The 24240-nt window shown below is 51.7% G+C and carries 29 protein-coding genes and 1 riboswitch; of the genes, 9 read left to right on the top strand and 20 right to left on the bottom strand.

Going from position 1 to position 24240, the window contains the following annotated elements; genetic code table 11:
- The first annotated feature begins 8 nt into the window (after positions 1-8).
- Positions 9-392, top strand: a complete 384-nt coding sequence (locus CFK45_RS04130) for a potassium channel family protein (protein ID WP_096085155.1) — start codon at positions 9-11, stop codon at positions 390-392.
- A gap of 136 nt (positions 393-528) precedes the next feature.
- On the opposite strand, the gene fbp is transcribed toward CFK45_RS04130, so the two are convergent.
- The 6 genes from fbp to CFK45_RS04160 all read right to left on the bottom strand — a co-directional run bounded on the left by fbp (position 529) and on the right by CFK45_RS04160 (position 6316).
- Positions 529-1569 (bottom strand): class 1 fructose-bisphosphatase, encoded by a 1041-nt coding sequence (gene fbp / locus CFK45_RS04135; RefSeq protein WP_096085223.1) that lies wholly within the window; start codon positions 1567-1569, stop codon positions 529-531.
- Between the two features lie 245 nt (positions 1570-1814).
- The gene (recQ, locus tag CFK45_RS04140; protein WP_096085156.1) at positions 1815-3617 is read right to left on the bottom strand and encodes a DNA helicase RecQ; all 1803 of its coding nucleotides are present in this window, start codon (positions 3615-3617) and stop codon (positions 1815-1817) included.
- Between the two features lie 4 nt (positions 3618-3621).
- Positions 3622-3912 (bottom strand): YciI family protein, encoded by a 291-nt coding sequence (locus tag CFK45_RS04145; protein WP_096085157.1) that lies wholly within the window; start codon positions 3910-3912, stop codon positions 3622-3624.
- Positions 3913-3945: 33 nt separating this feature from the next.
- Positions 3946-4680 carry a dienelactone hydrolase family protein gene (locus CFK45_RS04150; protein WP_096085158.1) on the bottom strand — a complete coding sequence of 245 codons (735 nt, stop codon included), beginning with the start codon at positions 4678-4680 and terminating at the stop codon, positions 3946-3948.
- 33 nt (positions 4681-4713) lie between these two features.
- Positions 4714-4959, bottom strand: a complete 246-nt coding sequence (locus CFK45_RS04155) for a DUF3820 family protein (RefSeq protein ID WP_096085159.1) — start codon at positions 4957-4959, stop codon at positions 4714-4716.
- Positions 4952-6316: an MATE family efflux transporter gene (locus CFK45_RS04160; protein ID WP_158224598.1), complete on the bottom strand. Its 1365-nt coding sequence runs from the start codon at positions 6314-6316 to the stop codon at positions 4952-4954. The genes CFK45_RS04155 and CFK45_RS04160 overlap by 8 nt, the downstream gene beginning before the upstream one ends.
- A gap of 124 nt (positions 6317-6440) precedes the next feature.
- On the opposite strand from CFK45_RS04160, the gene CFK45_RS04165 reads away from it, so the two are divergent.
- Positions 6441-6770 (top strand): hypothetical protein, encoded by a 330-nt coding sequence (locus tag CFK45_RS04165; RefSeq protein ID WP_096085161.1) that lies wholly within the window; start codon positions 6441-6443, stop codon positions 6768-6770.
- Here CFK45_RS04165 and CFK45_RS04170 read toward each other — a convergent pair.
- Both CFK45_RS04170 and CFK45_RS04175 read right to left on the bottom strand, forming a co-directional pair.
- The gene (locus CFK45_RS04170) at positions 6763-7278 is read right to left on the bottom strand and encodes a macro domain-containing protein (RefSeq protein ID WP_096085162.1); all 516 of its coding nucleotides are present in this window, start codon (positions 7276-7278) and stop codon (positions 6763-6765) included. The genes CFK45_RS04165 and CFK45_RS04170 overlap by 8 nt on opposite strands.
- Positions 7279-7345: 67 nt before the next feature.
- Entirely contained in the window at positions 7346-7855 is a 510-nt protein-coding gene (locus tag CFK45_RS04175; RefSeq protein WP_096085163.1) for a prepilin-type N-terminal cleavage/methylation domain-containing protein, read from the bottom strand.
- Positions 7856-7999: 144 nt separating this feature from the next.
- Positions 8000-8206, top strand: a riboswitch (cobalamin riboswitch).
- Between the two features lie 126 nt (positions 8207-8332).
- On the opposite strand from CFK45_RS04175, the gene CFK45_RS04180 reads away from it, so the two are divergent.
- From CFK45_RS04180 to CFK45_RS04210, 7 genes are all read left to right on the top strand, one after another.
- Entirely contained in the window at positions 8333-10183 is a 1851-nt protein-coding gene (locus CFK45_RS04180; protein WP_158224599.1) for a TonB-dependent receptor domain-containing protein, read from the top strand.
- Positions 10183-10791, top strand: a complete 609-nt coding sequence (cobO, locus tag CFK45_RS04185) for a cob(I)yrinic acid a,c-diamide adenosyltransferase (RefSeq protein WP_096085165.1) — start codon at positions 10183-10185, stop codon at positions 10789-10791. The genes CFK45_RS04180 and cobO overlap by 1 nt, the downstream gene beginning before the upstream one ends.
- Complete coding sequence (locus tag CFK45_RS04190; RefSeq protein WP_096085166.1) at positions 10791-11798, top strand: FecCD family ABC transporter permease; 1008 nt, start codon at positions 10791-10793, stop codon at positions 11796-11798. The genes cobO and CFK45_RS04190 overlap by 1 nt, the downstream gene beginning before the upstream one ends.
- Before the next feature lie 8 nt (positions 11799-11806).
- On the top strand, positions 11807-12580 hold the full coding sequence (locus CFK45_RS04195; RefSeq protein ID WP_096085167.1) for a heme ABC transporter ATP-binding protein: 774 nt from the start codon (positions 11807-11809) through the stop codon (positions 12578-12580).
- Entirely contained in the window at positions 12573-13499 is a 927-nt protein-coding gene (locus tag CFK45_RS04200) for a cobalamin-binding protein (protein WP_096085168.1), read from the top strand. Before CFK45_RS04195 ends, CFK45_RS04200 begins: the two co-directional genes overlap by 8 nt.
- A 1-nt stretch (position 13500) precedes the next feature.
- Positions 13501-13884: a GFA family protein gene (locus CFK45_RS04205; protein WP_096085169.1), complete on the top strand. Its 384-nt coding sequence runs from the start codon at positions 13501-13503 to the stop codon at positions 13882-13884.
- Positions 13885-14084: 200 nt separating this feature from the next.
- On the top strand, positions 14085-14684 hold the full coding sequence (locus CFK45_RS04210; protein ID WP_096085224.1) for a glutathione S-transferase family protein: 600 nt from the start codon (positions 14085-14087) through the stop codon (positions 14682-14684).
- A gap of 30 nt (positions 14685-14714) precedes the next feature.
- Here the strand turns inward: CFK45_RS04210 and CFK45_RS04215 are convergent, their stop codons facing one another.
- The 12 genes from CFK45_RS04215 to nrdR all read right to left on the bottom strand — a co-directional run bounded on the left by CFK45_RS04215 (position 14715) and on the right by nrdR (position 24079).
- Positions 14715-15623 (bottom strand): hypothetical protein, encoded by a 909-nt coding sequence (locus CFK45_RS04215; RefSeq protein WP_096085170.1) that lies wholly within the window; start codon positions 15621-15623, stop codon positions 14715-14717.
- Between the two features lie 231 nt (positions 15624-15854).
- On the bottom strand, positions 15855-16607 hold the full coding sequence (locus tag CFK45_RS04220) for a hypothetical protein (RefSeq protein ID WP_096085171.1): 753 nt from the start codon (positions 16605-16607) through the stop codon (positions 15855-15857).
- Between the two features lie 281 nt (positions 16608-16888).
- Positions 16889-17497: a GTP cyclohydrolase II gene (gene ribA, locus CFK45_RS04225; RefSeq protein ID WP_096085172.1), complete on the bottom strand. Its 609-nt coding sequence runs from the start codon at positions 17495-17497 to the stop codon at positions 16889-16891.
- A 74-nt stretch (positions 17498-17571) separates the two neighbouring features.
- The gene (locus CFK45_RS04230; RefSeq protein ID WP_096085173.1) at positions 17572-18246 is read right to left on the bottom strand and encodes a TIGR02281 family clan AA aspartic protease; all 675 of its coding nucleotides are present in this window, start codon (positions 18244-18246) and stop codon (positions 17572-17574) included.
- Between the two features lie 54 nt (positions 18247-18300).
- Positions 18301-18798 carry a phosphatidylglycerophosphatase A family protein gene (locus CFK45_RS04235; protein WP_239923544.1) on the bottom strand — a complete coding sequence of 166 codons (498 nt, stop codon included), beginning with the start codon at positions 18796-18798 and terminating at the stop codon, positions 18301-18303.
- Entirely contained in the window at positions 18798-19751 is a 954-nt protein-coding gene (thiL, locus tag CFK45_RS04240) for a thiamine-phosphate kinase (protein WP_239923546.1), read from the bottom strand. Before thiL ends, CFK45_RS04235 begins: the two co-directional genes overlap by 1 nt.
- On the bottom strand, positions 19751-20191 hold the full coding sequence (gene nusB / locus CFK45_RS04245) for a transcription antitermination factor NusB (protein ID WP_096085175.1): 441 nt from the start codon (positions 20189-20191) through the stop codon (positions 19751-19753). Before nusB ends, thiL begins: the two co-directional genes overlap by 1 nt.
- Before the next feature lie 10 nt (positions 20192-20201).
- A complete protein-coding gene (gene ribH / locus CFK45_RS04250; RefSeq protein WP_096085176.1) occupies positions 20202-20669 on the bottom strand; it encodes a 6,7-dimethyl-8-ribityllumazine synthase in 468 nt (155 codons plus the stop codon).
- Positions 20670-20689: 20 nt separating this feature from the next.
- A complete protein-coding gene (gene ribBA, locus CFK45_RS04255; protein WP_096085177.1) occupies positions 20690-21802 on the bottom strand; it encodes a bifunctional 3,4-dihydroxy-2-butanone-4-phosphate synthase/GTP cyclohydrolase II in 1113 nt (370 codons plus the stop codon).
- 11 nt (positions 21803-21813) lie between these two features.
- On the bottom strand, positions 21814-22476 hold the full coding sequence (locus CFK45_RS04260; protein ID WP_096085178.1) for a riboflavin synthase: 663 nt from the start codon (positions 22474-22476) through the stop codon (positions 21814-21816).
- 8 nt (positions 22477-22484) lie between these two features.
- Complete coding sequence (ribD, locus tag CFK45_RS04265; protein ID WP_096085179.1) at positions 22485-23606, bottom strand: bifunctional diaminohydroxyphosphoribosylaminopyrimidine deaminase/5-amino-6-(5-phosphoribosylamino)uracil reductase RibD; 1122 nt, start codon at positions 23604-23606, stop codon at positions 22485-22487.
- An 11-nt stretch (positions 23607-23617) separates the two neighbouring features.
- Positions 23618-24079 (bottom strand): transcriptional regulator NrdR, encoded by a 462-nt coding sequence (gene nrdR, locus CFK45_RS04270; protein WP_096085180.1) that lies wholly within the window; start codon positions 24077-24079, stop codon positions 23618-23620.
- Between the last annotated feature and the right edge of the window lie 161 nt (positions 24080-24240).

Genomic DNA, 24240 nt, shown 5'->3' on the forward strand with positions numbered 1-24240 from the left:
ACTTATACATGGATTTTGCAATATCGTTTATTGAGCTGCTGCTAGCCTTCCTGGCGCTGCTGTCTCCCATACTGCTGCTACTGTCTGTGCTTATTGTCGCTGCGGCATTTGTGGCAAAGCGCTATGAAAAGTGGAGCCTGTTAAACACCCTTTATTGGGCCGCGATAACCGCCACCACCGTCGGCTACGGCGATATGCGGCCGCTGCACCGGCCGTCTAGGATTATGGCGGTGCTCATTGCTGTGCTCGGCATTATGTTTACCGGGGTCATCGTTTCGGCAACCGTCAGCGCCGCCACCCACGCACTTGAGATCCATACCGACCAAGGCACGATAGAGCGCATAAAAACGCGCTTAAAAGAAAAACAAATGCGAGAAGCCCTGGAAAGGTAAGCCCGAAGGCAAAGACAAGCTATTCAAAAAAACAAACAAGAAAAACCCGGCCCGCTCGATAAATAAAATTTGCGGCGGGCCAGCTGAAAGCTAAATCAACAGCAACTGCGCGCGGCGGAACCGGAATCTCACTCGTTTAGACCAGCTCCGCCATCTGCTGTAGGCGGGCTTTTTCCTTCGCTATAAAACCCTCTACATCATCCATCATCGAGCTCGAACCAACATAAAAAGGCGTTCGCTGGTGTAGCTCCATCGGCTTGATATCGAGTATGCGCGTGCCGCTGCCGTCGCTGGCGCGACCGCCGGCTTGCTCTGCCAGCCAGGCCATAGGGTTACATTCGTAAAGTAGGCGCAGCTTGCCCATAGGGTGGTTGGCATAACTCGGGTAAAAATAAATACCACCTTTTAATAAATTCCGGTGGAAATCGGCAACCAGCGAGCCTATATAACGCGAGGTATAGGGCCGGTTTGTCGCCGGATCAAATTCCTGGCAGTGCTTGATATACCGTTTAACACCATCGTGAAAATGAACGTAGTTGCCCTCATTCACCGAATAAATACGCCCGGTTTTGGGGATCTGCATATTCGCATGGCTGAGATAAAACACGCCAATGCTCGGGTCAAATGTAAAGCCATTGACACCTTCACCAGTGGTGTAGACCAGCATCGTGCTGGTGCCGAATATAACGTAACCGGCGGCGACCTGCGCCGTGCCCGGCTGCAGAAAGTCCTCCAACTGCACCGGGCCATCGTGAGGGGATTTGCGCCGATAAATAGAAAATATAGTGCCAACCGCAACGTTGACATCAATATTTGACGAGCCGTCAATCGGGTCGATTAACACCACATATTTACTGCCGTGGTTTATGTCCTGATCAAACGAAACATAACTCTCCTCTTCTTCAGAGGCTATGCCACAGACCAAACCGCGCGCGGCCAGAGCGGCCTTAAATTTTTCATTGGCATAGACATCCAGCTTCTGCTGTTGTTCGCCCTGAATATTCTCCTGGCCAATAGCACCGGTAATGTCAGCAATGCCCGCTTTGTTAATTTCACGATGAACCAGCTTCGACGCCAGCCTAATCGCACCAAAAATCTGGCTTAAGTCGCCCGTTGCATCACTGTGTTTGTGCTGCTGCTGGATGACAAATTCGCCAAGGGTGATCAGTTCTTTCATATCCATCTCTCGTAGTGCTTCAAACTCCAGAGTAAAAACATCCCTGCCAAATACGCTGTGGCAACAAGACTGGGGCTGGAGTTTCAGCTTACGTTATCTCGACAATGCATGAAAGGCTTGACCGAGGTCAAATTGAAGCAAGCAGTTATTACTTTCAGGATGAAGCAGCTAAGATATAGTCAAATATTTAATACTTATTTCAGTGCAATAAAACACGGCAATAAACAAACAGGCTCCGGGCTGGCTTATTCGTACTGGTGTGCGATTACAACATCAATAAAATCCTGGCCAAAATTGCGCATTTTTTTATCGCCAACTCCGTTAATTGCCAGCATGGCTTCGGCGTTGACAGGGCGGTGCACCAACATCTCTTTTAAGCTTGCATCAGAAAATATCACGTAGGGCGGCACGCCGTGCTCTTCAGCCAAGTGCTTGCGGCAGGCGCGCAACGCTTGCCACAGAGGCATATCCGCCGGCTCGATTTCATCGATAATGCGCCGGGCTTCGCGCCGGCTCGGTTTTTGTTTAACGTCTTCGCGCAGTTCGAGCACTTCCTCGCCGCGCAAAATAGGCCTGGCGGACTCAGTCAGGTGCAGCACTCCCCAGCCCTCATCATCGAGCGCAAGCAATTCGCGCGCGAGCAACTGGCGGAAAATTACCCGCCACTGTTCAGCACTGTGCTCTTTGCCTATGCCCCAGGTGCTGAGCCGGTGATGGCCAAACTTGTGAATGCGCTCGTTGTTGGCACCGCGCAAAATATCAATTAGGTGGCCGACACCAAAGCGCTGACCGCTGCGATAGACACAGCTCAGTGCTTTTTGCGCCGCCTCCGTCGCATCCCAGCTGCGCGGCGGCTCTAGACAGTTGTCGCAGTTGCCACAGGCCTGGTCGAGCTCATCACCAAAATAGCGCAGCAGCAGCTGGCGCCGACAAGTGTGCAACTCACACAGCCCCAAGAGCGTATTGATGCGCTGTTGTTCCAGGCGTTTAAAGTGCTCGCCGGCTTCAGATGCCGAAGCCATCTGCTTGAGTTTTACCACATCCTCAATACCGTAAAACATCAATGCCGTTGCCGCTTCACCATCGCGACCCGCGCGCCCGGTTTCCTGATAATACGCCTCAATGCTTTTGGGCATGTCCATATGCACAACAAAACGTACATCGGGTTTATCTATGCCCATGCCAAAAGCGATGGTCGCAACAATAATCACAGACTCTTCGCGCAAAAAAGTCGTTTGGTTTTGCTTTTTTTCTTCGCTGCCAAGGCCTGCGTGAAATGGCAGAGCGCGGTAGCCGCGCTCACTCAACCAGCGCGCAGTTTCTTCAACTTTTTTGCGCGACAGGCAATAGACAACGCCGCTATTGCCCTGCTGCTCCTGCTCAAGAAATTTCAACAACTGCTCGCGACTGCGCTGTTTTTGCTGAATGCGATATTGAATATTGGGCCGGTCAAAACCGCAGACAAAATGGCGCCCGTTTTGAAGCTGCAAGCGCTCAACAATTTCCTCGCGGGTACGCTCGTCGGCCGTTGCCGTTAACGCAATCATCGGCACGGCCGGAAAACGCTGACGCAACTGATTTAATGCCAAATAATCCCTGCGGAAATCGTGCCCCCACTGGCTGACACAGTGCGCCTCATCTATCGCAAACAGCGATAGATGGCAGCGCTCAAGCAAGGCCAGATTACGCTCTTGCAGCAGGCGTTCCGGGGCAATATAAAGCAGATCAAGCTCGTCATTTAAAAGCTGAGCTTCGACTTGTTTTAACTCGTCAAAGCTCAAACTACTATTTAAAAAACTGGCTTTTACGCCCAGCTCATCAAGTGCATCGACCTGGTCTTGCATCAGTGCAATCAGCGGAGATACAACAATTGCGACACCGGGCCGCAGCAGCGCTGGAACTTGATAACACAGGCTTTTACCGCCGCCGGTTGGCATCAACACCAAAACATTTTCGCCGCCTGCAAGCGCTTCGATAATTTCCTGTTGCTGACCACGAAACTGATCGTAACCAAAGGTGTGTTGTAATACGTCTAACGCTGTTGTCATAGATTTAACAATTAATAAGCGGCTCAAGGCCAATGGCGGACTTGTTTAACAACACTTCAGTAATGTTGGTGCGAACAAGCTTATTCACCGCAAAGGGGTCTTGTTGAAGTATTTTTTGTAGTTGCCGCTGATCTTCACAACTAGCCAGAATCACCCCTCCGCTGCGCGGATTTTTTCTTCCCGAAGCTAAGAACACTCCCTGTTGATAATTCTGCTCTAGCCAGGCCATATGCGCCTGCATATGAGGCTCGACCAGCTCTAAATCGACAATATAAGTTAAATCAACTATAAACATACGCTGCCTACTAAGCCCCCTGCCACAAATTAATTAGAGTGTGCGCTGGAAAAATTCGCGCGCGCGCGCATACATATCCAGAGCCAATGCCGGGTCATACCTGTCGCCCTCATCGCGCATAAAAGCGTGCACGGCGTTGACTTCCAACCAGTTAAAATTCAAACCACAGGCCTGAAAATGCTGATAGAGCTTGAGCCGCCCGTCAACCGGAACGTGGGGGTCCTGCTTGCCAAAGACCATAAAAACTTCACCGTTAATATCGGCGGCGCGGCTAAGGCTGTCGTTACCTTCTTTGCAGGGTAGAGTATTGCTGTGAATATCCGTTGCATACAGGCAAAAAGCGCTGGCGATGCTCTTATTTAACGCCGCGCGAAATGCCAGGTGGCCGCCTATGCATACCCCCATTGCCCCGATTGAGCCAGCGGTAAAACTCTGCTGCTGGTTCCACTCGACAATCGCCTGGGTATCGCTGTCGTGGCTCTCCAGCGCCTTGGTAAACTTGTCGCTATTGCCTTTGTCTTTGCCGGCATCGTCGTACGCCAGCACCGTGCCCATGGCATTAAGCTCGTGGAAGACCTCGGGCACAATAACAACAAAACCTAGACCGGCCATTAAACAGGCGCTGCGGGCGATCGGCGCGGTAATCTGAAATATTTCAGAATAAAAAATAATACTGGGAAAGCGCCCGGGCGCGTTTGGCCGGAAGATCTCCACCTGCATATCGCCGCTTGATGTGGTGAGTACGGTTTTCTCTGTTAGCACTTGCATGTTCTTTGCTCCGCTCTTATTCGCTCTAGGTTCCTAACCCGGGTAATCATCGCGCTCGCTCGGCTCATACTGCACAAGCGGCTCAATCAGTTTTTCCAGGCCTTCAACTTTTATTTCAAGGCACAGCGACATCAGCTCGCCGAGTTCACCGGCCGGCCAGCCCTTGGCCCGCATCCACAAATAATACTCTTCGGGAATGTGAATTAAGCGTGTACCACTGTACTTGCCAAAAGGCATACGAAAATTTGCTATTTTTATTAACTGTTGTTTATCAAACATAAGTAAGTATTCGTTGTTTTAGTGCCGGCAAATACAGCGCCAAGCTAACAGCGCGAAACAAAGCAAAAGCAATAAAGGCCCACCATAAGCCAAGGTTTAACCACGCTGAACCCAGCCCGTAATACACTGCCGCAAAACCTGTAAAAGATATCAGCGAGCAATTTCGCATCGCCGATGCAAAGCCTGCACCGATAAACAAACCGTCAAATTGATATGCTGCGACCGCCAACAACACATAAAGAGCTAAAAATGGCAACAGCGCTGGTATAAGCGCTAACACATCGCTTTTATCGGTAAATAGTAAAGCCAGGCTTGGCCCGCAACCATAAAATACCAAGGCCAGTAGCAGCGCGGTCACTAAAGCCAGCAGTGAAGTGCGCACTAAGGCCTCGCGCAAATAAAGCCAGTTGCCGCGCCCCAAAGCCCGGCCGGCGTACGCCTCGAGTACATAGGCGTATCCATCGAGAAAAAAAGCCGCAAAAGCCAGAAACTGTAGCAGCAGGTGATTAGCCGCGAGTGTCGCCTCGCCAAAGCTGCCGCCGATATGGGTGAACAAGGCAAAACCGAGCAATAAAAACAAGGTGCGGATAAACAAATCCCGATTTTGGCTAAAAAGCGCCAACAGCGCTTGCTGCTCAAATAATTGAGCTTTCTTTAGCGCCAGAAAACACGGCGCTTTAACTCGCCGAATAACCACGACTAAAGCGAGCGCTGCACTCACATACTCCGCAATCACTGTACCCAGGGCAATGCCTTTTAAGCCCCAATCAAAATACACCGCAAACAAAATATCGAGCACAGCATTGCTGACATTTAACAACAGCTGAAAGAACAACAAGGTGCGGCTGTGGCCACTGCCGATAAAATAACCAAGAGCAATATAGTTCAGAAGTACTGCAGGGGCGGCCCAGATTCTCAGCTGAAAATAATCCTCAACCGTAGCGCCGACCTGAGCTGGCGGCGCCAATAATTGCAGCCCGCCAAGTAACAGATAGCGCTGTGCAAGTAATATAAGCAAAGCCAAACACAGCGCGATCAAAGCGCTTTGTGCCAGCACCACGGCGATGGCGCGGTTGTCGCCATCTAGCTTGGCAACATGAGCGGTAGTGCCCATGCGCAAAAAACCGAGCGTCCAATAAATAAAATTGAACAACAGCGCGGCGACGGCGAGCCCGGCCAGTTCACTGGTGCTGCCGACGTGACCGATAACTGCGGTATCGGTCAAACCCAACAGGGGCACGGCGGCATTGGCGAGAATGACCGGCCAGGATTTATTTATTAAGCAGCGGTAGCTAAGCTCGCGCCGCTGCGACACCGTAAACTGGGCGAGCCGCGAGCTTGTTTTTAGAAAAGGCAAAACAAAGCCTCCGAGGCCTGCACACAGAAACTGCCGCGCTATCGACGCCAACAACAATAACAGCGGGCTTGTAAAAAACGCCTAGCTTAGCATAATCGTCGCCCCAGACTGAGCGAGGCAACCTGTGAAAACCGTATTTGACACTCTAATTTGCACCTTATTTATGATTGTCTGCCTGCGCAGCCTCGGCGATGTAAGCCCATACTTCAACTGGAGCCAAGGCCCAATCTGGTTATGCGCACCGGCACTTGCTTGGGTTTTTTATGGCCGCAATGCCATGAAAATCGAACAGGCCTTCATAAGCGCCGCGCTGGCACTTGGCCTGACCTGGCTAATCCAGAATCAGGGCCCGCGCAATGTCTCCATCGGCAGCGCCCTGGCCTTTAGTAAACTGATACTCGCCGGCCTGTTTGTCGTCAGTTTTTTAATCATGCAGCGCTTTAAGCTCAAGTAAGCCGCTTAAACACCTGCTGCCAGCTGTCAAAGGACTGCTGTTCGTAGAGATAAAAACGCAGGTCCAGCTGCGACCAGCGAGGCTCCAGCGCAAGACCTAGCGCGATGGCCGCCGCTTTCGTCAGCGGATAAGCGTAGGCACCACAAGAAATCGCGGGCAGAGCAAGGCTGCGGCAATCGTTGGCCAGCGCCAATAACAGGCTATTTTCGTAAGCGCGCTTTAACAGTGGCGCGCTGTGCTCGTCGCTGTGATAAACCGGGCCGACCGTGTGAATCACGTAGCGGCAGTTCAGCTTGCCAGCTGCGGTAATACGCGCCTCGCCCGTCGGGCAGCGCTGTTTGCCTAGCGGCGGTACAGCTAAGCAGGCCTCGTATAGAGCGGGCCCCGCCGCCCGGTGAATAGCGCCATCGACACCGCCCCCGCCGAGCAGTGTTGGGTTGGCGGCGTTGACGATGGCATCGCAGCCGGCCGCCGAAATATCTCCGAGAATAAGTTGTACATTGCTCATGCTACCCCCTTAGGGCCAAGCGTCAGTAGGCTCACGGCAAAGCTCCAGGCCCAAAGATGCAAACCGGCTAACAGCCGAGTTCATCTACGCCGACTTCCGGGTCGCGCCCATCTTCATGATTGATGTAAAAGACACCGCAGCGATCGCTCCAGCGATAACCTCTGGGCCAGATTTTTGCGCCTCGGCCAGGCGTTGATCCGTAGCCGGGCACATTGCGCTGATTACCCCGCCCGCACCAGGTATCTGCGCAAACGGTTGTGGCATTTGTAAAACGCACATTGTCGAGCGTAATCATGTAACGCACAGCATTGTTCCAGTGCCCGCGCGGATACCCGCTGTGCAACTGTACAACCGTGCCGTCCAGATCAATATTCTGGCGCCCCTCAATTAGCCCCTCGAGCGCCGCCTGGGCGTGAATAAGCCTGGCGCCGGCACCGGCAGCATCGGCCATTGCCTGAAGCTGCACGGAGCGAGCTTCTTGCTGCAGATCCGCGTAACGGGAGGCGATACTTGCCGCCAATATCGCCAGCAACGCTAGCGCGGCGACTAACTCTATCAGAGTGAATCCACGATTCATTAAAACAACAAGCTGACGTTAATATATTTGCGATTTAGGGCTGTTATTAAAGCTTGCTAGCTTAACTTGCCCTGCCTCAAATTATTAGCCCCGGGGGCAACTATATTTAGGCACCTATTATTGCATTCGCTCTTATGCAGCTTATAATGCCGCCGTTTTTAAGGTGCTGCGCAAACGCCAACCGTCTCTGCGCAGTTAAACGGGAAGCAGGTGTAAATCCTGCGCTGCCCCCGCAACGGTAAGAGGTAAATTTGTGTCTTTGGCCACTGTGTAAACACACGGGAAGGCGACACAAACGAAGAAAGTCTTCAAGCCTCAAGCCCGGATACCGGCCCTGAAAATAGCAAGGCGATTTAGCCTTAATCACGATGTTGCGGTGGGCGACATCCGTAGTCAGCGCCGCAGAAACAACAAGTACCTGGCGCCGCCTTCGTTTCCCTCCCGTGCATCATATTTTCAGCAAATATGGATGCTACCATGACCATTACCAAACCCCTGTTACTCAGCCTCGCGGTTAGTACTGCCACTAGCGCTTTAGCTCAAGCGGAAAATACTGATCGCACGGAAGAGCTTGTTGTCACCGCTAATTTAAAAGAAAGCAGCGTGTTTGAAACCGCGGCTTCGGTTGATGTTTATAACAAAGAACAAATCGCAGCGCTGCAATTAACGGATTTTGCTCAGGTGCTTGCTCTTAGCAGTGGTGCCGATGTGACCAGCAACGGCGGCCCGGGTTCGGTTACCTCCGTTTTCACACGCGGTACCAACAGCGATCAAACTCTGATGCTGATCAACGGCCAGCGCTTTTCATCGGCAACCAGCGGCACATCATCGTTTCGCATTATTGATCCAGCTCTGATATCCAGAACCGAGTATGTCAAAGGTTCGCGCTCATCTATTTACGGCAGCGAAGCCATCGGTGGTGTACTTCAATTTTTTACCTTCAGCGACAAAGATAAAAACAACAGCTGGGGCCTTTTTGAAGCGGGGTCATTTAACAGCACCCGCGCCGCTGCCGGCTCAAAAGGCAAGCTCGCTGAAAGTACCGATTATTCCATCGGCTTTGCATCAACAGACAGCGACGGCTTTGACGCCACCGTCGACAACAGCGGCAACAACAAAGATGACGACGGCTACCGCAACCGTTCGGCAGAGCTGAGCCTGCAACAACAGCTGGGCGCCGCCTTTGAACTGAGCTTTACTTCACTCAATGCCCGCGCAGACAGCAGTTATGACAATCTCTGGAGCCCAGACAAGCTGCCTTCGACCAAACAACAATTAAGCGCCAACCAGCTGAGCCTCGCTTTCGACAACGGCGGTTTATATGCAAGCCGCTTAAATGCCGGCTTAAGTGCAGACCGCAACAAGAACTATGATTTTGTCAATGGCAGCACTGTTATCGGCGAGACCAGTAAATTTGAAACCAAGCGCCAATCTGCGCTGTGGTTAAACGATTTTCGTTTTAGCGCAGCTCACACCCTGAGCCTGGGCCTCGACTACAACAAAGATAAAGTCGATAGCTCAACCGCCTATACCGAAGACGAGCGCGACAACACCGCGGTATTTGCTCAGTACCTCGGGCAAGTTTCCATCGTTGAATACAGCCTTGGTGTACGCAGCGACGACAACAGCGCCTTTGGCTCTCACACCACTGCGTCGTTTAATCTCGGCCTTGCCGTGAATAATAACAACCGCCTTTACATGAGCGTCGCCGAAGGTTTTAAAGCTCCGGACTTTAACGAGCTTTACTGGCCCGAAGCCTGGGGCTACAAAGGCAACCCAGATTTAAAACCGGAAGAATCGTTAAACTACGAAATTGGCTATAAATTCCGCCAGAGCAACTGGCATATTGAAACCGCTCTGTATCGCAACGAGATCGACAACTTAATTCTCAGCAGCACCGATAGCGAAAGCGGTATTACCCAGCCGGAAAACGTCGATGAAGCGGCCATCCGCGGCATCGACATTAGCAGCGGAGCTAGCTTTGGTGCAATTAAGCTCAGCGCGACTGCCAGCTATGTGGAACCCGAAAACAAAACAACCGGTGAAACACTGACCAAACGCAGCAAAGAAAAGTTTAGTTTTGTGCTTTCGCACCAGCGCGATAAAGTTGACTACGGTGTGATTGGCCTGTACCAGGGCAAGCGGGAAAACGGCGACAAGGACATTGCCGACTATGGTGTGTTTGACCTGTATATGAATTACAGTGTCAATCAAAACCTGAGCCTCGCGGGGAAAATTAGCAACGTTGCCGACCAGGATTACACCTTGAGCGACGGTTACAGTGTTCCCGGCCAGGCCGCTAAAGTTAGCATACGTTTTGATTTCTAATGAACGATAACAAGCGCAATGACAAGCATCGCCAGGCGATGCAAAAACAAAAAGCCAAAGTCGATGCCCATATTGCCGAAGCCTCTACCGAGCGCGGCGTTAGTGTGCTGCTAACCGGCAGCGGCAAAGGCAAAAGCTCATCGGCCTTTGGCATGGTCATGCGCGCTTTGGGTTACGGTCAAAAAGTGGCCGTAATCCAGTTTATTAAAGGCCAGCAGCTAAGCGGCGAAGAAATCTATATTCGCGATTGCTGCCCCGATATCGACTTCTATCAAATGGGCACGGGTTTTACCTGGAATACGCAAGATAGAACAGCCGATATTGCCGCGGCCAAAACCACCTGGGCGCATGCAGAAAAGGCCCTGACAGACAGCCGTATCGACCTGGTCGTGCTCGACGAGCTGACCTATATGATCGCCTATAAATATCTAGATGAGCAGATGATACTCAACTACATCAAAAACCGCCCCGAGCAGCAAAGTGTTGTTGTCACCGGGCGCGGCGGCGGCTCCGCCTTAAAAGATTTAGTTGATACGGTATCTGAAGTTAAAGAGGTAAAACACGCATTTAAGGCCGGCATAAAAGCCCGCCGGGGCGTTGACTTTTAATGGGCCGCGTCGCAACAACAAAGCTGACCATCACTTTGCTGTTGCTCGGTGCGATTTTACTTCTCGCGTCGCTCAGTCTGGGCTCTAGCTCTTTCGAGCTCAGCTTACTATTTAGTTCCGAGCAGCAACAAAACATCGTTCTGCAACTGCGCCTGCCACGCACCTTGGTGGCAATCGGTGTCGGCTGCTTATTGGCGACAAGCGGCTGCGCGATGCAGGGTTTATTTCGCAATGCCTTAGCCGACCCGTCGATTATTGGCGTCGGTGCCGGCGCCTCACTCGGTGCCAGCTTATTTATTTTTTTTAGCGCCCAACTCGCTCCGTATTCGATAGGCCACATTGGCAGTCTCGGTGGCTCAGCCTTAGGGGCAAGCTTCGGCGGAGCACTGGCGGTGCTTGCGGTTTACCACATCGCCAAACACCGAAGTTATGTCAGTGTCAGCACCATGCTTCTGGCTGGCATGGCTTTGAGTGCGCTTGCCGCGGGCATCAATCAGCTGCTGCAATTTTTTTCAACCGATCAAATTTTGCGCCAAATGAGCCTCTGGCACATGGGCAGCTTAAGCGGCAGCGACTGGTTGCGCGCAGTGTCGGCGATTAGCTTAGCAGCCCTGTGTTTTGTTTTACTGTATCGCCAAGCCCGCGTACTCAATATCTTTTTACTTGGAGAAAGTGAAGCCCGCCACCTAGGCATCAAAGTTGAACAGAGCAAACATTTGCTTATTGTTGTTGTCGCGGTGGCAACCGGCTCAGCGCTGGCACTGGCTGGCAGCATCGTCTTTATCGGTTTGATTATCCCCCATTTGTGTCGCTTACTGGTGGGCCCCGACCACCGTATTTTATTACCGGTGTCAGCGGTCTGCGGTGCGCTATTACTACTGGCAGCAGATATCGGCGCGCGCCTGTTACTGGCGCCCAGCGAACTGCCCGTTGGTTTGCTTATCGCATTTATCGGTGCACCGTTTTTTCTTGTATTACTGCGCAAACGCCCTGCATACAGCTATTAGGCCCCGAAATGTTAAGCTGCCGAAACTTAAGTTTTAAGCGCGAAAAAAGCCAAATATTAAACAATATTAGTTTTGACCTAGGCCCTGGCCTACACGCCATACTCGGCCCCAATGGCGCAGGCAAAAGTACTTTATTAAATTGTTTAAGCGGCGAGTTAAAAATAAGCGCCGGCCATATACAGCTCGGAGATAAAGAACTTGAGCTTTGGCCTGAACAACTAAGGGCACGATCGCTTGCAGTACTGCCACAAAAAAGCAATTTACACTTTGCATTTAGCGTCGAAGAAGTTGTCAAACTCGGGCGCACACCGCACAGCAGTGGTCAACGGGTAGATAACGATGTGGTGCACGCAGCGCTGCAAAGCTGCGATTTAATACAGCTAAAATATAAAGCCTATACCGAACTAAGTGGCGGCGAGCAGCAGCGCTGCCAACTCGCCCGCATATTTGCTCAGCTCTGGCGCAAGCAAGATTCTACACTCAGGGTTTTGCTACTGGACGAACCCAGTAGTGCGCTCGACATCAAACATCAATACAACCTGATGAACCAACTCAAAGAGATGGCTAACGAGGGATGCAGCATTATTTGTGTGATGCACGATTTTAATTTAGTTAGCCAATATGCAGATTCACTATTGATGCTTCATCGGGGGCATTTAGTACAGCACGGCCCAACCGAGACCTGCCTCAATGAAAAACTGTTTAGTGATGTATTTGAAAAAAAAGCACTATTTGTTCAACACCCAATCACGGGGAAAAAGCTTCTGAGTTTTTATGATTAGATATTTATTCGCGTTACTTACAGCTGCAGCTGCTGCGTGCTCATGCCTTGCTGACATTGTAGTAACAGACGATAGCGGCCGACAGGTAAACCTCAAGCAACCAGCCAAGCGGGTAGTCGCTCTTGCTCCACATCTGGCTGAACAAGCGTGGTCTGCCGAAATCGGTACGGCTCTGGTGGCCGCAGTGGACTATGCCGACTACCCCAAAGCCGTTCAAAAACTTCCTCGCGTAGGCAACAGTTCGGTTATCAACATTGAAAGCATAGTCAGCTTAAACCCTGACTTGATTCTCGCTTGGGCCGGAGCCAATAAAGATATTGAAATGCAGCGCCTGAAAGATCTAGGCCTAACAGTTTACACCAGCGATGCACACAACTTTGATGACATTAGCAACAATGTCCGCAAGCTTTCACTTTTCTCAAAAAAACCTCAAATAGGCCAACTTCGCGCAGACGATTTTGATAAAAAAATTGCCGCACTAAGACAAAGATATCAACACCAAGCTAAGGTGCGTATTTTATATCAGGTATGGCACGACCCTCTGCAAAGCTTAAACAATACAACACTTATTCACCAGGTCATCGAGTTGTGTGGCGGAACAAATATTGCCGCCCAAGCAAAAGCTGTCGCCCCCACTTTAAGCTTTGAAAGTGTGCTAAGCGCAGACCCCGAGATAATTATTACCGGCTCGAAAGATAACGATGACAAGCTCGATATGTGGCTGCGCTTCACAAGCTTAAGTGCAGTAAAAAATCAGCAGTTAAAAACCATCGACCCCGATTTACTGCACAGGCACACATTCCGCATTGCCGAAGGTGCGACACTTATGTGTGAACTGATTGACAATTACAGGCAACAGCGCGACAGCACACCTGAGCCACTAATACTCGGCCAGAATCCAGACAAGGAAGATAGGTAATATGCTATATAACGGCGGCTGCCACTGTGGCAAGGTGCAATTTTCAATCGAAGCCCCAGAATACGTTGAGGTTGAAGATTGCAACTGCTCGATCTGTGAGAAAACAGGCTTTCTTCACCTGATTCTTCCACGAAGCAAATTTAAACTTTTAAGCGGCGAGCAATATCTAAGCTGCTATCAGTTTAATGAAAAAATCGCCAAGCACTACTTTTGCTCGGTCTGTGGCATTAAAGCTTTTTACATCCCCCGCTCAAACCCCGACGGCATTGACGTTAACCTTCGCTGCCTGGAGCAAAAGCCCAAGAGCGTACATATAAATAAATTTGACGGAAGGAACTGGGAAGCAAACGCCGCTACTCTAGCTCACAAAAGTAAAGACGCTTAGATTAACTACCTTAAGACAGTAACTTAAAACAAGCACCAGCACCCTAGAGTATTTATTTTTCACCAGGCCCTGGTTTAGGCCAGCCTTCAGCCCAACAGAATAACTTCACCCTTGGCACAGCTACAAGGCCACTGTATCGTTGGCTTACGTTTATTGCTTCCAACTTGGCGGCCAAAGCCTCACACAACAAGAGTGATTTTATGTACACCGTCTACGGCGACAAAATTAGCGGCAATTGCTACAAAATAAAATTAATGCTCGAATTGTTAGGGCTAGACTACCACTGGCAAGATATCGACATTCTAAAAAAAGAAACGCACAGCGAAGATTTTTTGGCAATGAACGCCAACGCAAAAGTGCCAGTACTTAAGCTCGACGACGGTCGCTACTTAAGTGAATCCAATGCGATACTGGCTTTTCTCGCCGACAACACCGATTTTTTACCGCAAAATAGCTATCAAAAAGCCAAGGTCTTTGAATGGCTTTTTTTTGAGCAATATAGTCACGAGCCATATATCGCTGTCGCCCGCTTCATTCAAACCTATCTCGGTCTGCCCGAAGAGCGCCGCGGCGAATACGAAAGTAAAAAAGACGGGGGCTATCGCGCCCTTGCGCTTATGAATCAGCAGCTACAACAATGCGACTTTCTCTGTGGCGACACCTGTAGCATTGCCGATATCAGTCTCTATGCTTACACCCACGTCGCCGATGAAGGCGGCTTTGACTTAACACCTTACCGCGCAATCACAACTTGGTTTAAGCGTATTGAGCAGCTGCCAAACTACTGTGCTATGCGCTAAATTTGTTAATGCCCGTGAACGGGCATTAATTTACTGACTTGAATCAAGCTGCGCGACCGGCTCAAGCTCGCACGCTGATGCTCGAAACTTTGGCACCGACTTAAAAGACTTATTCAGCGTAACAAACTCTATTCGATCACAACTTTCATTAACAACCCAACCGCGCTCCACACGCTTTTCACCGTCTTCTTTGTAGCGCACGGTCCTCTGCTTCATCGATAAGCCAGCACCTTGCTGTCGATATTGACTGTAGGCAATCTCAATGGTTTTCAGAAACGCGCTGCGCACCGCCTGGCGAAACACCTGGTAATCATCTTGCGCCCAGTAGGCTTGGGGGTCAGGGGACTTGGCCGGAATAAGATATTCGACCTGTATATTTTTAGACCTTAGCGAATCGTCTTTATTCGAAACAAAAACAACCGTATTTAGTGCAATAAGATCCGCGTTGTCTTGGGTAAGATAAAATGCTGGTGCAACCTGCGCTATATAAACATGGGCCTCTGGAATATGTGCCTCCTGAGAGGCCAAAAAAACTTCAACTTTCTCTTGCCCGTATTCAATAAAACGGCCTGAACCCACAATGCTCTTTGCGTTGATACGTTCGACAACAGAACGATAGCCATCAACTATACGATTGGCCATTTCTTCACGCTGCTTATCTCGCTGCGCCTCCATGCTCGATTGAACTGCCGCGTGAGTGGCAATACCAGCAATAAAGCTAACCATGTCATAGCCTGGGTACAGCATGGCTCCGCTAGATCTAGCTTCGTTGTCACTATCGGGCTTGCCGTAGAAGGCAATTTCCTCCAGCGGAGGAAAACGCAGGTAAACACGACTGGAGTCAACAGGCTCCAACGCTTCATATGATTCTTTTACTGGGTTTTGGCTGCCGCATGCAACAACATTAAATAGTATGGCAATATAAACTAAAAATTTCATTCACAACCCCCCCCAAAAAAAGACCAGCATTACCTCAATGTTGTTCACTTAAGTGCAAACTTCCCGGAACGAAGCTGATGCGGGTTTTCTCGGGACGCCGTAAACCCGTCCATGGGGGCTTCGCCGCCGCATCCGTGCGGCAGAGACCCAATCAAACCCACTTCAGCTTCGCTCCTACCATCTCGTTCCATCATTAAGTGAACAGTGTTGCAGCAATGCAGGCCTTTTCTTTTATTGCTTGCTCAAGTCAACCTGGGCAATTTCCCCTGTTTCAGGGTCAATGACTTCACCTTCATTAATTTTGCCGCGCTTGGTGTTTACAACCTCATCCAGGGTTGACTCGACAACTTGGTAATAAGCGTTAGTTAAGTTTGGAAAATCAGGTTTTTGTTTCCACTCACCTTCAGCGCCCTTGCGAAAGTCCAAGGGTTTAAACCAGGTAAAAGTATTGTCTTCAACTCGAACAACAAACTGCAGACCGCTAATTAGCGCCTGCGGGTCGCTTACTGGAACATACGAAGAATAGTTACGCTGAACCCCAACATAATTAAGCTCAACACCAATCAGGTAGTCTACGTCGTACTTTTGCTTAAAAGACGAAAAGTCTCGCGGTGCGGTATTGGGCAGCTTGCCGGAATACTTAGGCAGCTCACTCAACTCAAGTGGGGCTTCAATAATCTTCGCGTCGTAACCAAGCTCTTCCACTTTTGCTTTAATCAGCAAAGGGATTTCTTTCAAATCATCAGCGCTCAAGCTATCTACGTGTTTGCTTAAACTGCTATTTGCAGCCGCTGCAGCAGCTAAGCACAGTAAGCAACTTGCCCCGGGATAGGTAATCTGCACATCTGGCAGCGGCGCTACCGCAATACCAATCTTGGCATCCTTGTGTAAAGTTGTTTCGCTATAGTTGATCGGTTGCTGTTTAGTCGTGGCACAGCCACTGGCAAAAATAACCCCAAAGAAAACAATAAATAAAATACGCATTATTTATATCCATTTAATTACTTTTAATTGTGAAACACCCAGCCGCCTTAACGCTAACGTGGGAGATATGCGCAACTCAAATAGAGCAATAGAGAAGTACTACAGAAAGGAAAAAAACGCCTAAAAAATAACTACGCGCTCCAAGTTCCATTTGCAGGGCCGCAACTAATTTGTAGTTACGGTGCTAGATCCATTCAATACAAGAAGAATTGCGCGCCGATATTAATAAAATTTTTTTTGGCACGCAAATATTCAAATCAATAAAAAGCGACTATTAGCAGCTAGGGCTCGCTCTCTTCGCCGTCAAGCAAGTGGCCAAGTTTGCCTTTTTTTGTTTCGAGGTACTGGGCGTTGTGTGGGTTGCGGCCGGTTTCGTGGCGGCGGCGTTCGACTATCTCAACGCCGATCTGTTCCAGAGCTTTAATCTTGCGAGGGTTGTTGGTCATCAGCCGGACTTTTTGTATGCCGAGGTGTTCAAACATAGGCTTGAGCATGCTGTAGTCGCGCATGTCCGCACCAAAACCAAGCTTCTCGTTTGCTTCAACAGTATCGAGCCCGCAGTCTTGCAGTTTATACGCCCGGATCTTATTGATCAGGCCGATGCCCCGACCTTCCTGGCGCAGATAAAAAATCGCACCGCGACCTTCAAGTGCAATTTTGTGCATGGCGGCCTGTAGTTGAGCGCCGCAGTCACAGCGCAGGCTGAACAGAGCGTCGCCAGTTAGACACTCACTGTGAATGCGCACCAGCGCCGGCTCTTCGCTGTTGTGTAAATCACCGTAGCTGAGCACCACGTGCTCTTTGTCATTGGTTTCATCAACAAAACCGTGCATGCTAAATACGCCCCAAGGGGTGGGCAATTTGGATGACTCTACATATTTGACCGACACAAAAACTCCAATAGGTCGCCGCAGCTTTTACAGCAAGGCCGGCACGATACTCTTTTGCTCGGCTGAGCGTCAAGTCAGGGCAGAATGCGGTTCTGCAGAATCATGACGCCGCTCTCGACGCGCATATCAACCTTGGACAAAAAGCTATTGCCAAGCAGCATGTCGATTGGAAAATCCCCTTCGATCACAGTGGCTTTGGCGTTGTTTACAACAATGCCGCCAACGTTGACACTGGCAATCAGGATTTCGTGAGCCAGAGTTACTCCCTGCGCCGTCGCAACACGAATCAGCTCGCCATCCCTATACCGCAAACCGAGCCTATCGGCCATTCGCGAACTCATAGAAATCGACGTCGCCCCCGTATCGACAAGAAAAGGCACGTTGTAACCTCTAATCACTGCCGTTCCGAAATAGTGGCCTTGGCGCTGGCTGGCAAGCCTGACTTCACGCGCTTCATTTTGTTTATAGTTGGCGCCAATTTGGCGGCTCAAGCCGAGCTCAAAACGCTGGCCCTGATACGACACAAGCGCCTGTTTACTCGTTGCCTGAATAAGCTTGACCCCTTCAGGCGAGCTATTCCCGGCCTTGAGAAAGTGCTGACGGCCGTTTATCACCAGCACTGCAGCATTGGGCATCAGGCCTTTGACGACGATATCTGGCCGCGAAGCTTGCGGCTGGGCGAAGCCCTTCGCGAGAGCCAAACAACACGACAAACACAAAAAGATGCGCAGAACGGCGGAACGATGCATGTGACCAATCTCTATTCAAAAGCACTAAGCACAAGTGCTTGAATCAAGTATGGCCTACAAAGCAAAAAAATGAACGGAAGCCTGTATACAAACAAAGGTAAAGAGCCCGGCGACAATGTCGTCAATCATAATTCCGGCACCGCCTTTGACCTTCTGGTCGAGCCAGCTAATTGGCCAGGGTTTGACCATGTCAAAAAAGCGAAACAGAACAAAGCCAATCAGTAACCAGTGCCAACCAGCCGGCGCGGCAAACATTGCCAGCCAAAAACCGGCAAACTCATCCCAGACGATGCCACCGTGATCGTGCACGCCGAGCTTGTTAGAGGCGTAAGTACAGATGTGGTTGCCAAACAGCCAAGCTGCGGCCACAAGCGCAGCGTAAAGCCACAGCGGCAGCTCGGCAAACAACAAATACAAAGGCACCGCCGCCAGGGTGCCAAAGGTACCCGGCATAATGCGGGCCAGGCCGGAACCAAAGCCAAAAGCTAAGAACATGCGCCAGTCACTAAAGACCTGTCGCGCAGGTGGCATGGGGCTGCGTTTATAAGCCATCAGAAATGCTGAAACCCCTGTTGTTTAACAAAAAACGGCGCGCCGCTGGATGCCTCGACCACACCTTGCCCCTCGACGATCTCACCGATGCGGGTCACATCGAGCGAACGACTGCGCCCGGCCTGTTTTAACTGCTCCGCTTCGGCTCCGCCGGCGGTAAAGCACAGCTGGTAATCATCGCCACCACTCAAGGCGTACTCGAGCGCCTGGCGTGTTGGCGCGGAAGCCAACAGCGCCTGCGACAGCGGAATACGGGTGCTGTCAACAACGGCCTTGACCGCACTGGCCTCAGCCAAGTGGCCGAGATCGGCAAGCAGGCCGTCACTGATATCGATGCAGGCACTGGCACGAGCGCGCAGCTCTTGCCCGAGCTTGATACGCGGCTCCGGTTTCCAATACGCGCGCTTGAGCTGCTGAGCACTTTGCGCATCGGTATCCAAATCGCCGAGCAGTAACTGCAAACCTGCCGCGGCATCACCGAGACTGCCGCTGACAAAAATCTCATCGCCAACCTTGGCGCCGCTGCGCAACAGGGCCGAGCCTTGAGGCGCGGAGCCAGTGACATGCACACTGATACACAGCGGCCCCTTGGTGGTATCGCCGCCAACCAGGCTCACGCCGTAGTGTTCGGCAACCTCATACAAACCGCGACTGAAAAGCTTTAACCACGCTTCGTCAGCGTGCGGCAGTGTCAACGCAAGTGTCATCCACAGCGGCTCAGCGCCCATCGCCGCGAGGTCACTTAAAGCCGTGCGCACTGCCCGCGAGGCAACCAGTTCGGGCCGCGCTTCGGCGGGAAAATGGCGCCCGGCGACGACGGTATCTACGCTGCACAGCAGCTCGTGACCCGAAGGTGGCGTCAGTACGGCACAGTCATCCCCGACACCCTGGCGCACACTAGCGCCGCTGCCGTGAGCACTGAAAAACGCCTTAATCAGGCCAAATTCATCCACTATTTACCCGCCTGGGTTTCCGCTGTCCTGAGCTTTGGCGCAACTTTATCGAGCACACCATTAACAAACTTGTGGCTGTCGGCGGCGCCAAACTTTTTAGTCAGGTTGATCGCCTCGTTAATAACCACCCGGTAAGGCACATCAATGCGCTCTTTTAACTCCCAGGTAGCCATGCGCAATACAGCCAAGCTGATCGGGTCAACTTGTTCTAAGGTCACACCGACCAGATAGGGGCGGAAGATCTCGTCGATCTCGGTTTTGTTTTTAGCGACACCGTGAAAAATTGCCGAGAAGTACTCGGTATCGACTTTGTCCATCTCGTTTTCGACATGGCACTCGGCTTCAATCACGTGCAGGGCATTGGCAGTCATATGCCACTGATAGAGCGCCTGCATCGCAATACGGCGCGCGCGACCGCGCGCAGCTGCACTTACTTTCATGAAATTAAACTCAGATATTTTTTAGCAAAGAGACCATTTCCAGCGCTGTGCTGGCAGCCTCGGCGCCTTTGTTGCCCGCTTTTGTGCCGCTGCGCTCAATAGCTTGCTCGATACTGTCGACCGTCAATACACCAAAGGTGATAGGCAGGCCGGTATTTAAGCTGACTTGAGCCAGGCCTTTTGTACATTCGCCGGCGACGTAGTCAAAGTGAGGCGTGCCGCCGCGAATTACCGCGCCCAACGCAATAACGGCATCGTATTTTTTGCTTTCAGCCAGCTTCTGCGCCGCCAGCGGGAACTCAAAAGCACCGGGTGCGTATACCACGTCGATATCACTGTCGGCGATGCCGTGGCGGCGCAAGGTATCAATCGCGCCGTCCTTTAAGTGTTCGACCACAAAGCTGTTCCAGCGGCTTACCAGCAATACATATTTGCCGCTGCAATTTTGAAAATTTCCTTCGATGGTGGTGATAGACATAGTCATCTCTTTTTAAGTCTTTATTGCTCGTTGCAGATATATTCCACAACCTCCAAATCAAAGCCGCTCAGCGCTTTAAAGCGAAACGGCGCGCTCAACAAGCGCATTTTGTGCACCTTAAGATCCTGCAGAATCTGAGAACCGGTGCCGACCTGCTTGTAAGCTACATCCTGTTTTGGGCGAATTTGCTTGCCACTTAAAAGCCAGTCTATGCCCTCTTCAATTTCTTCCGTGGTTTCGCTGTGACAGATATAGACCAGCACGCCCGACCCGTGCTCGGCGATATATTTCATCGCCGCGTGAAAATCCCAGACATTGTAATCATCGGAATTTGGCCTGATGCTCAGCACGTCGCGAACGGTGTTGCCAACATGTACCCGCACTAAGCTGGCTTCTTCTTGACTGATGTCGCCTTTGATTAACGCAAAGTGACGCTCGTTCAAGGCCTTGTTCAGGTAGGTCTTAAGCTTAAATTCACCGTAGGCGGTTTGCACCTGGCGCTCGTTGATGCACTCGATCGTGCGCTCGTTAATCGCGCGGTAGGCAATTAAGTCGGCAATAGTACCTATTTTAATGCCGTGTTGCTTGGCGAACTGCTCCAGTTCCGGCCGGCGCGCCATCGTACCGTCTTCGTTCATAACTTCAACAATTGCCGCCGCCGGCTCATAGCCTGCAAGGCGGGCGAGATCGCAGCCGGCTTCAGTGTGGCCGGCGCGACTGAGCACACCACCGGGTTGGCACATCAGCGGAAAAATATGGCCCGGCTGCACAATGTCTTTAGCGGAGGCTTCTTTGGCCACTGCCGCGCGCACCGTGCGCGCCCTGTCGGCGGCGCTAATGCCAGTACTTACACCTTCGGCCGCTTCAATCGACACCGTGAAGTTTGTCGCGTGGGCGCTGTGGTTTTCACGAACCATCAGCGGCAATTCTAAATGCCGACAGCGCTCGGGCGTCAGCGTCAAACAGATCAAACCGCGCGCATGGGTCGCCATAAAGTTGATATCTTCGGGCCTGACCTGCTCGGCGGCCATGACCAAATCACCTTCATTTTCACGGTCTTCGTCATCCATAAGGATGACCATTTTACCCTGGCGAATGTCGTCAATAATGTCAGCGATGCTGTCCAATTCCATACTAAGGCCTTTTAACGCAGGTAGCCGTTCTCGGCGAGAAAGCTTTCGGTAAGTTTAGCGCTGCCTTCGGGCTCTGCGGCTTTTTCACCAAGCAGCAGCCGCTCGAGATAGCGCGCGATCACATCCACTTCCAAATTCACACGGCGGCCGCTTTGGTAGTCGCCAATAATGGTGTGAGCGATGGTGTGGGGCACGATATTTAACTCAAACTCGGCGCCGTTAACTTTGTTAACGGTCAAGCTCGTGCCATCGACGGTAATTGAGCCTTTGTGAGCGATGTATTTCGCCAACTCCGCCGGCGCACGCAAAACAAAACGCTCGGAGCGAGCATCAGGCTGGCGGCTGACGACCTCTCCTAATCCGTCGACATGGCCGCTGACTATGTGGCCGCCAAAGCGGCTTTTGGGCATCATCGCCTTTTCAAGGTTGACTCTGGAGCCAACTTTTAACTGGCCAATCGAAGTCAAATCAAGCGTTTCTATGCTGACGTCGGCAACAAAGCCGTTGCCCGGCAACTCGACCGCAGTCAGGCATACGCCGTTTGTCGCTATGCTGTCGCCGAGCTGTACGTCACCCCAGTCGAGCTCACTTGCCTCGATATGTAAACGCAGGTCACCGCCTTGGCGTTCGCTGGCTTTAACGGTACCGACTGCTTCAATAATTCCGGTAAACATGGCCTTCCTTAACTGTCGGGATCTGGCAGCGCAGTAACGCGCCAGTCGTAACCGACGGCTCTGATATCTTTGATAATAAGCGGCAGATGACCACTCATGGTCGAGATTGGCAGCTCAAACAGCGGCCGCGCATGAGAGCCCATAAACTTCGGAGCGATATAAACAATAAATTCATCGACCAAGGCCTCGCCAACAAACGCTCCGGCAAGCTCGGCGCCGGTCTCGACTAAAATCTCATTGCAGTTTTCAGCGGCCAGGCGCTTAACCAAAGCGTGTAAATCAACCTTGCCGTCGCGCTCGGGCAAGCGCCAAAATTCGCGCTCGTCATCGGCGGCAATTTCAGCACTTTCCAGGCAGGCGATCACTGTGCGCCCCTGCTTTTCGAAGATTTGTGCGCGGCGCGGGCAGCGCGCGCTGCTGTCGACAATAACTCTGAGCGGCTGTCTGTCATCGTCGCCAAGGCGCACCGTCAGCGATGGGTCGTCGTGAACGACCGAACCGACACCGGTGATCAACGCACAGCTGCGCGCGCGCAATTTTTGCACATCTTCGCGCGCGGCCGGTGCCGTAATCCACTTGCTCTCGCCGCTGGCCATGGCTGTGCGGCCGTCTAGGCTCATAGCACTTTTAATACGTATATAGGGCTGGCCCAGCTCCATGCGCTTAATAAAACCGGGGTTTAAGGCTCGCGCCTCATCCTCCAGCAGCGGCCCGAGCAGCTCGACGCCGGCTTGTTTCAATTTAGCGAGGCCGGCGCCGCTGACCTCGGGATTCGGATCGAGCATGCCGTAGACTACGCGGCTGATACCGGCCGCGATCAACGCATCGGCGCAGGGCCCTGTGCGCCCCTGGTGACTGCACGGCTCTAGCGTGACATAAGCGGTAGCCGTGCGAGCGTTATCACCGGCATCGGCCAGAGCGTTGATTTCGGCGTGCGCTTCGCCCGCGCGCTGGTGCCAGCCGCGCCCGACAACGGCGCCGTCTCGCACTAAGACACAGCCGACTCGCGGGTTGGGCGCACAACTGTTTAAGCCGTGTTTGGCGAGCGCGATGGCTTGCTGCATAAAGTCGCGGTCAGCTTTTGTGGCCGATAAGCTGGGGGCGGAATTGGCTAATATTTCTGAACTCATTGCTTGCCTTCTTATTTGCCTTCGCTCGCTTGCAGCCGGTCGATCTCCTGCTGGAATTCACTTAAATCCTGAAAACTTCTATAGACCGATGCAAAGCGCACGTAGGCAACCTGATCGAGCTTGCGCAGCTCGTCCATAACCATTTCCCCGACTCGACGCGAGTCGAGTTCGCGCTCGCCCATCGCCTGTAGGCCGTGCTTGATATTGGCAATGGCGGTTTCTATCTGCTCAACGCTAACCGGGCGCTTTTCGAGTGCGCGCTGCATACCTGCGCGCAACTTGTTTTCATCAAAAGGTTGGCGTGAGCCATCTTGTTTGATCAGCCGCGGCATCAATAATTCTGCCGCCTCAAAAGTGGTAAAACGCTCGTGGCAGGCAACACACTCGCGGCGGCGCCTAACTTGGGCGCCGTCACTGACGAGGCGGGAGTCGATAACCTTGGTATCGTTGGCGCTGCAAAAAGGGCAATGCATGGCTTTACTCGTTGACTGTTCTGGCGCGCGATTCTAGCACAGACGACCCTAGCCGCGCTGTATTCGGTCTACACTGATAGGTGCAATAAAAACGAGAATATCCATTCGCAGGACTATCGAGCCGCCATGCTCTTCGCAATGCTCCGACGCCTACGCTTTTA

Source organism: Agaribacterium haliotis, assembly GCF_002312815.1.
GTDB classification, from domain to species: Bacteria; Pseudomonadota; Gammaproteobacteria; order Pseudomonadales; family Cellvibrionaceae; genus Agaribacterium; species Agaribacterium haliotis.

What these genes read in the sequence shown, in the direction of transcription:
- CFK45_RS04130 (WP_096085155.1), top strand. Translation starts at nt 9, where the DNA reads ATGGATTTTGCAATATCGTTTATTGAGCTGCTGCTAGCCTTCCTGGCG.
- fbp (WP_096085223.1), bottom strand. Translation starts at nt 1,569, where the DNA reads ATGAAAGAACTGATCACCCTTGGCGAATTTGTCATCCAGCAGCAGCAC.
- recQ (WP_096085156.1), bottom strand. Translation starts at nt 3,617, where the DNA reads ATGACAACAGCGTTAGACGTATTACAACACACCTTTGGTTACGATCAG.
- CFK45_RS04145 (WP_096085157.1), bottom strand. Translation starts at nt 3,912, where the DNA reads ATGTTTATAGTTGATTTAACTTATATTGTCGATTTAGAGCTGGTCGAG.
- CFK45_RS04150 (WP_096085158.1), bottom strand. Translation starts at nt 4,680, where the DNA reads ATGCAAGTGCTAACAGAGAAAACCGTACTCACCACATCAAGCGGCGAT.
- CFK45_RS04155 (WP_096085159.1), bottom strand. Translation starts at nt 4,959, where the DNA reads ATGTTTGATAAACAACAGTTAATAAAAATAGCAAATTTTCGTATGCCT.
- CFK45_RS04170 (WP_096085162.1), bottom strand. Translation starts at nt 7,278, where the DNA reads ATGAGCAATGTACAACTTATTCTCGGAGATATTTCGGCGGCCGGCTGC.
- CFK45_RS04175 (WP_096085163.1), bottom strand. Translation starts at nt 7,855, where the DNA reads ATGAATCGTGGATTCACTCTGATAGAGTTAGTCGCCGCGCTAGCGTTG.
- CFK45_RS04180 (WP_158224599.1), top strand. Translation starts at nt 8,333, where the DNA reads ATGACCATTACCAAACCCCTGTTACTCAGCCTCGCGGTTAGTACTGCC.
- cobO (WP_096085165.1), top strand. Translation starts at nt 10,183, where the DNA reads ATGAACGATAACAAGCGCAATGACAAGCATCGCCAGGCGATGCAAAAA.
- CFK45_RS04190 (WP_096085166.1), top strand. Translation starts at nt 10,791, where the DNA reads ATGGGCCGCGTCGCAACAACAAAGCTGACCATCACTTTGCTGTTGCTC.
- CFK45_RS04195 (WP_096085167.1), top strand. Translation starts at nt 11,807, where the DNA reads ATGTTAAGCTGCCGAAACTTAAGTTTTAAGCGCGAAAAAAGCCAAATA.
- CFK45_RS04200 (WP_096085168.1), top strand. Translation starts at nt 12,573, where the DNA reads ATGATTAGATATTTATTCGCGTTACTTACAGCTGCAGCTGCTGCGTGC.
- CFK45_RS04205 (WP_096085169.1), top strand. Translation starts at nt 13,501, where the DNA reads ATGCTATATAACGGCGGCTGCCACTGTGGCAAGGTGCAATTTTCAATC.
- CFK45_RS04210 (WP_096085224.1), top strand. Translation starts at nt 14,085, where the DNA reads ATGTACACCGTCTACGGCGACAAAATTAGCGGCAATTGCTACAAAATA.
- CFK45_RS04215 (WP_096085170.1), bottom strand. Translation starts at nt 15,623, where the DNA reads ATGAAATTTTTAGTTTATATTGCCATACTATTTAATGTTGTTGCATGC.
- CFK45_RS04220 (WP_096085171.1), bottom strand. Translation starts at nt 16,607, where the DNA reads ATGCGTATTTTATTTATTGTTTTCTTTGGGGTTATTTTTGCCAGTGGC.
- CFK45_RS04230 (WP_096085173.1), bottom strand. Translation starts at nt 18,246, where the DNA reads ATGCATCGTTCCGCCGTTCTGCGCATCTTTTTGTGTTTGTCGTGTTGT.
- CFK45_RS04235 (WP_239923544.1), bottom strand. Translation starts at nt 18,798, where the DNA reads ATGGCTTATAAACGCAGCCCCATGCCACCTGCGCGACAGGTCTTTAGT.
- nusB (WP_096085175.1), bottom strand. Translation starts at nt 20,191, where the DNA reads ATGAAAGTAAGTGCAGCTGCGCGCGGTCGCGCGCGCCGTATTGCGATG.
- ribH (WP_096085176.1), bottom strand. Translation starts at nt 20,669, where the DNA reads ATGTCTATCACCACCATCGAAGGAAATTTTCAAAATTGCAGCGGCAAA.
- ribBA (WP_096085177.1), bottom strand. Translation starts at nt 21,802, where the DNA reads ATGGAATTGGACAGCATCGCTGACATTATTGACGACATTCGCCAGGGT.
- CFK45_RS04260 (WP_096085178.1), bottom strand. Translation starts at nt 22,476, where the DNA reads ATGTTTACCGGAATTATTGAAGCAGTCGGTACCGTTAAAGCCAGCGAA.
- ribD (WP_096085179.1), bottom strand. Translation starts at nt 23,606, where the DNA reads ATGAGTTCAGAAATATTAGCCAATTCCGCCCCCAGCTTATCGGCCACA.
- nrdR (WP_096085180.1), bottom strand. Translation starts at nt 24,079, where the DNA reads ATGCATTGCCCTTTTTGCAGCGCCAACGATACCAAGGTTATCGACTCC.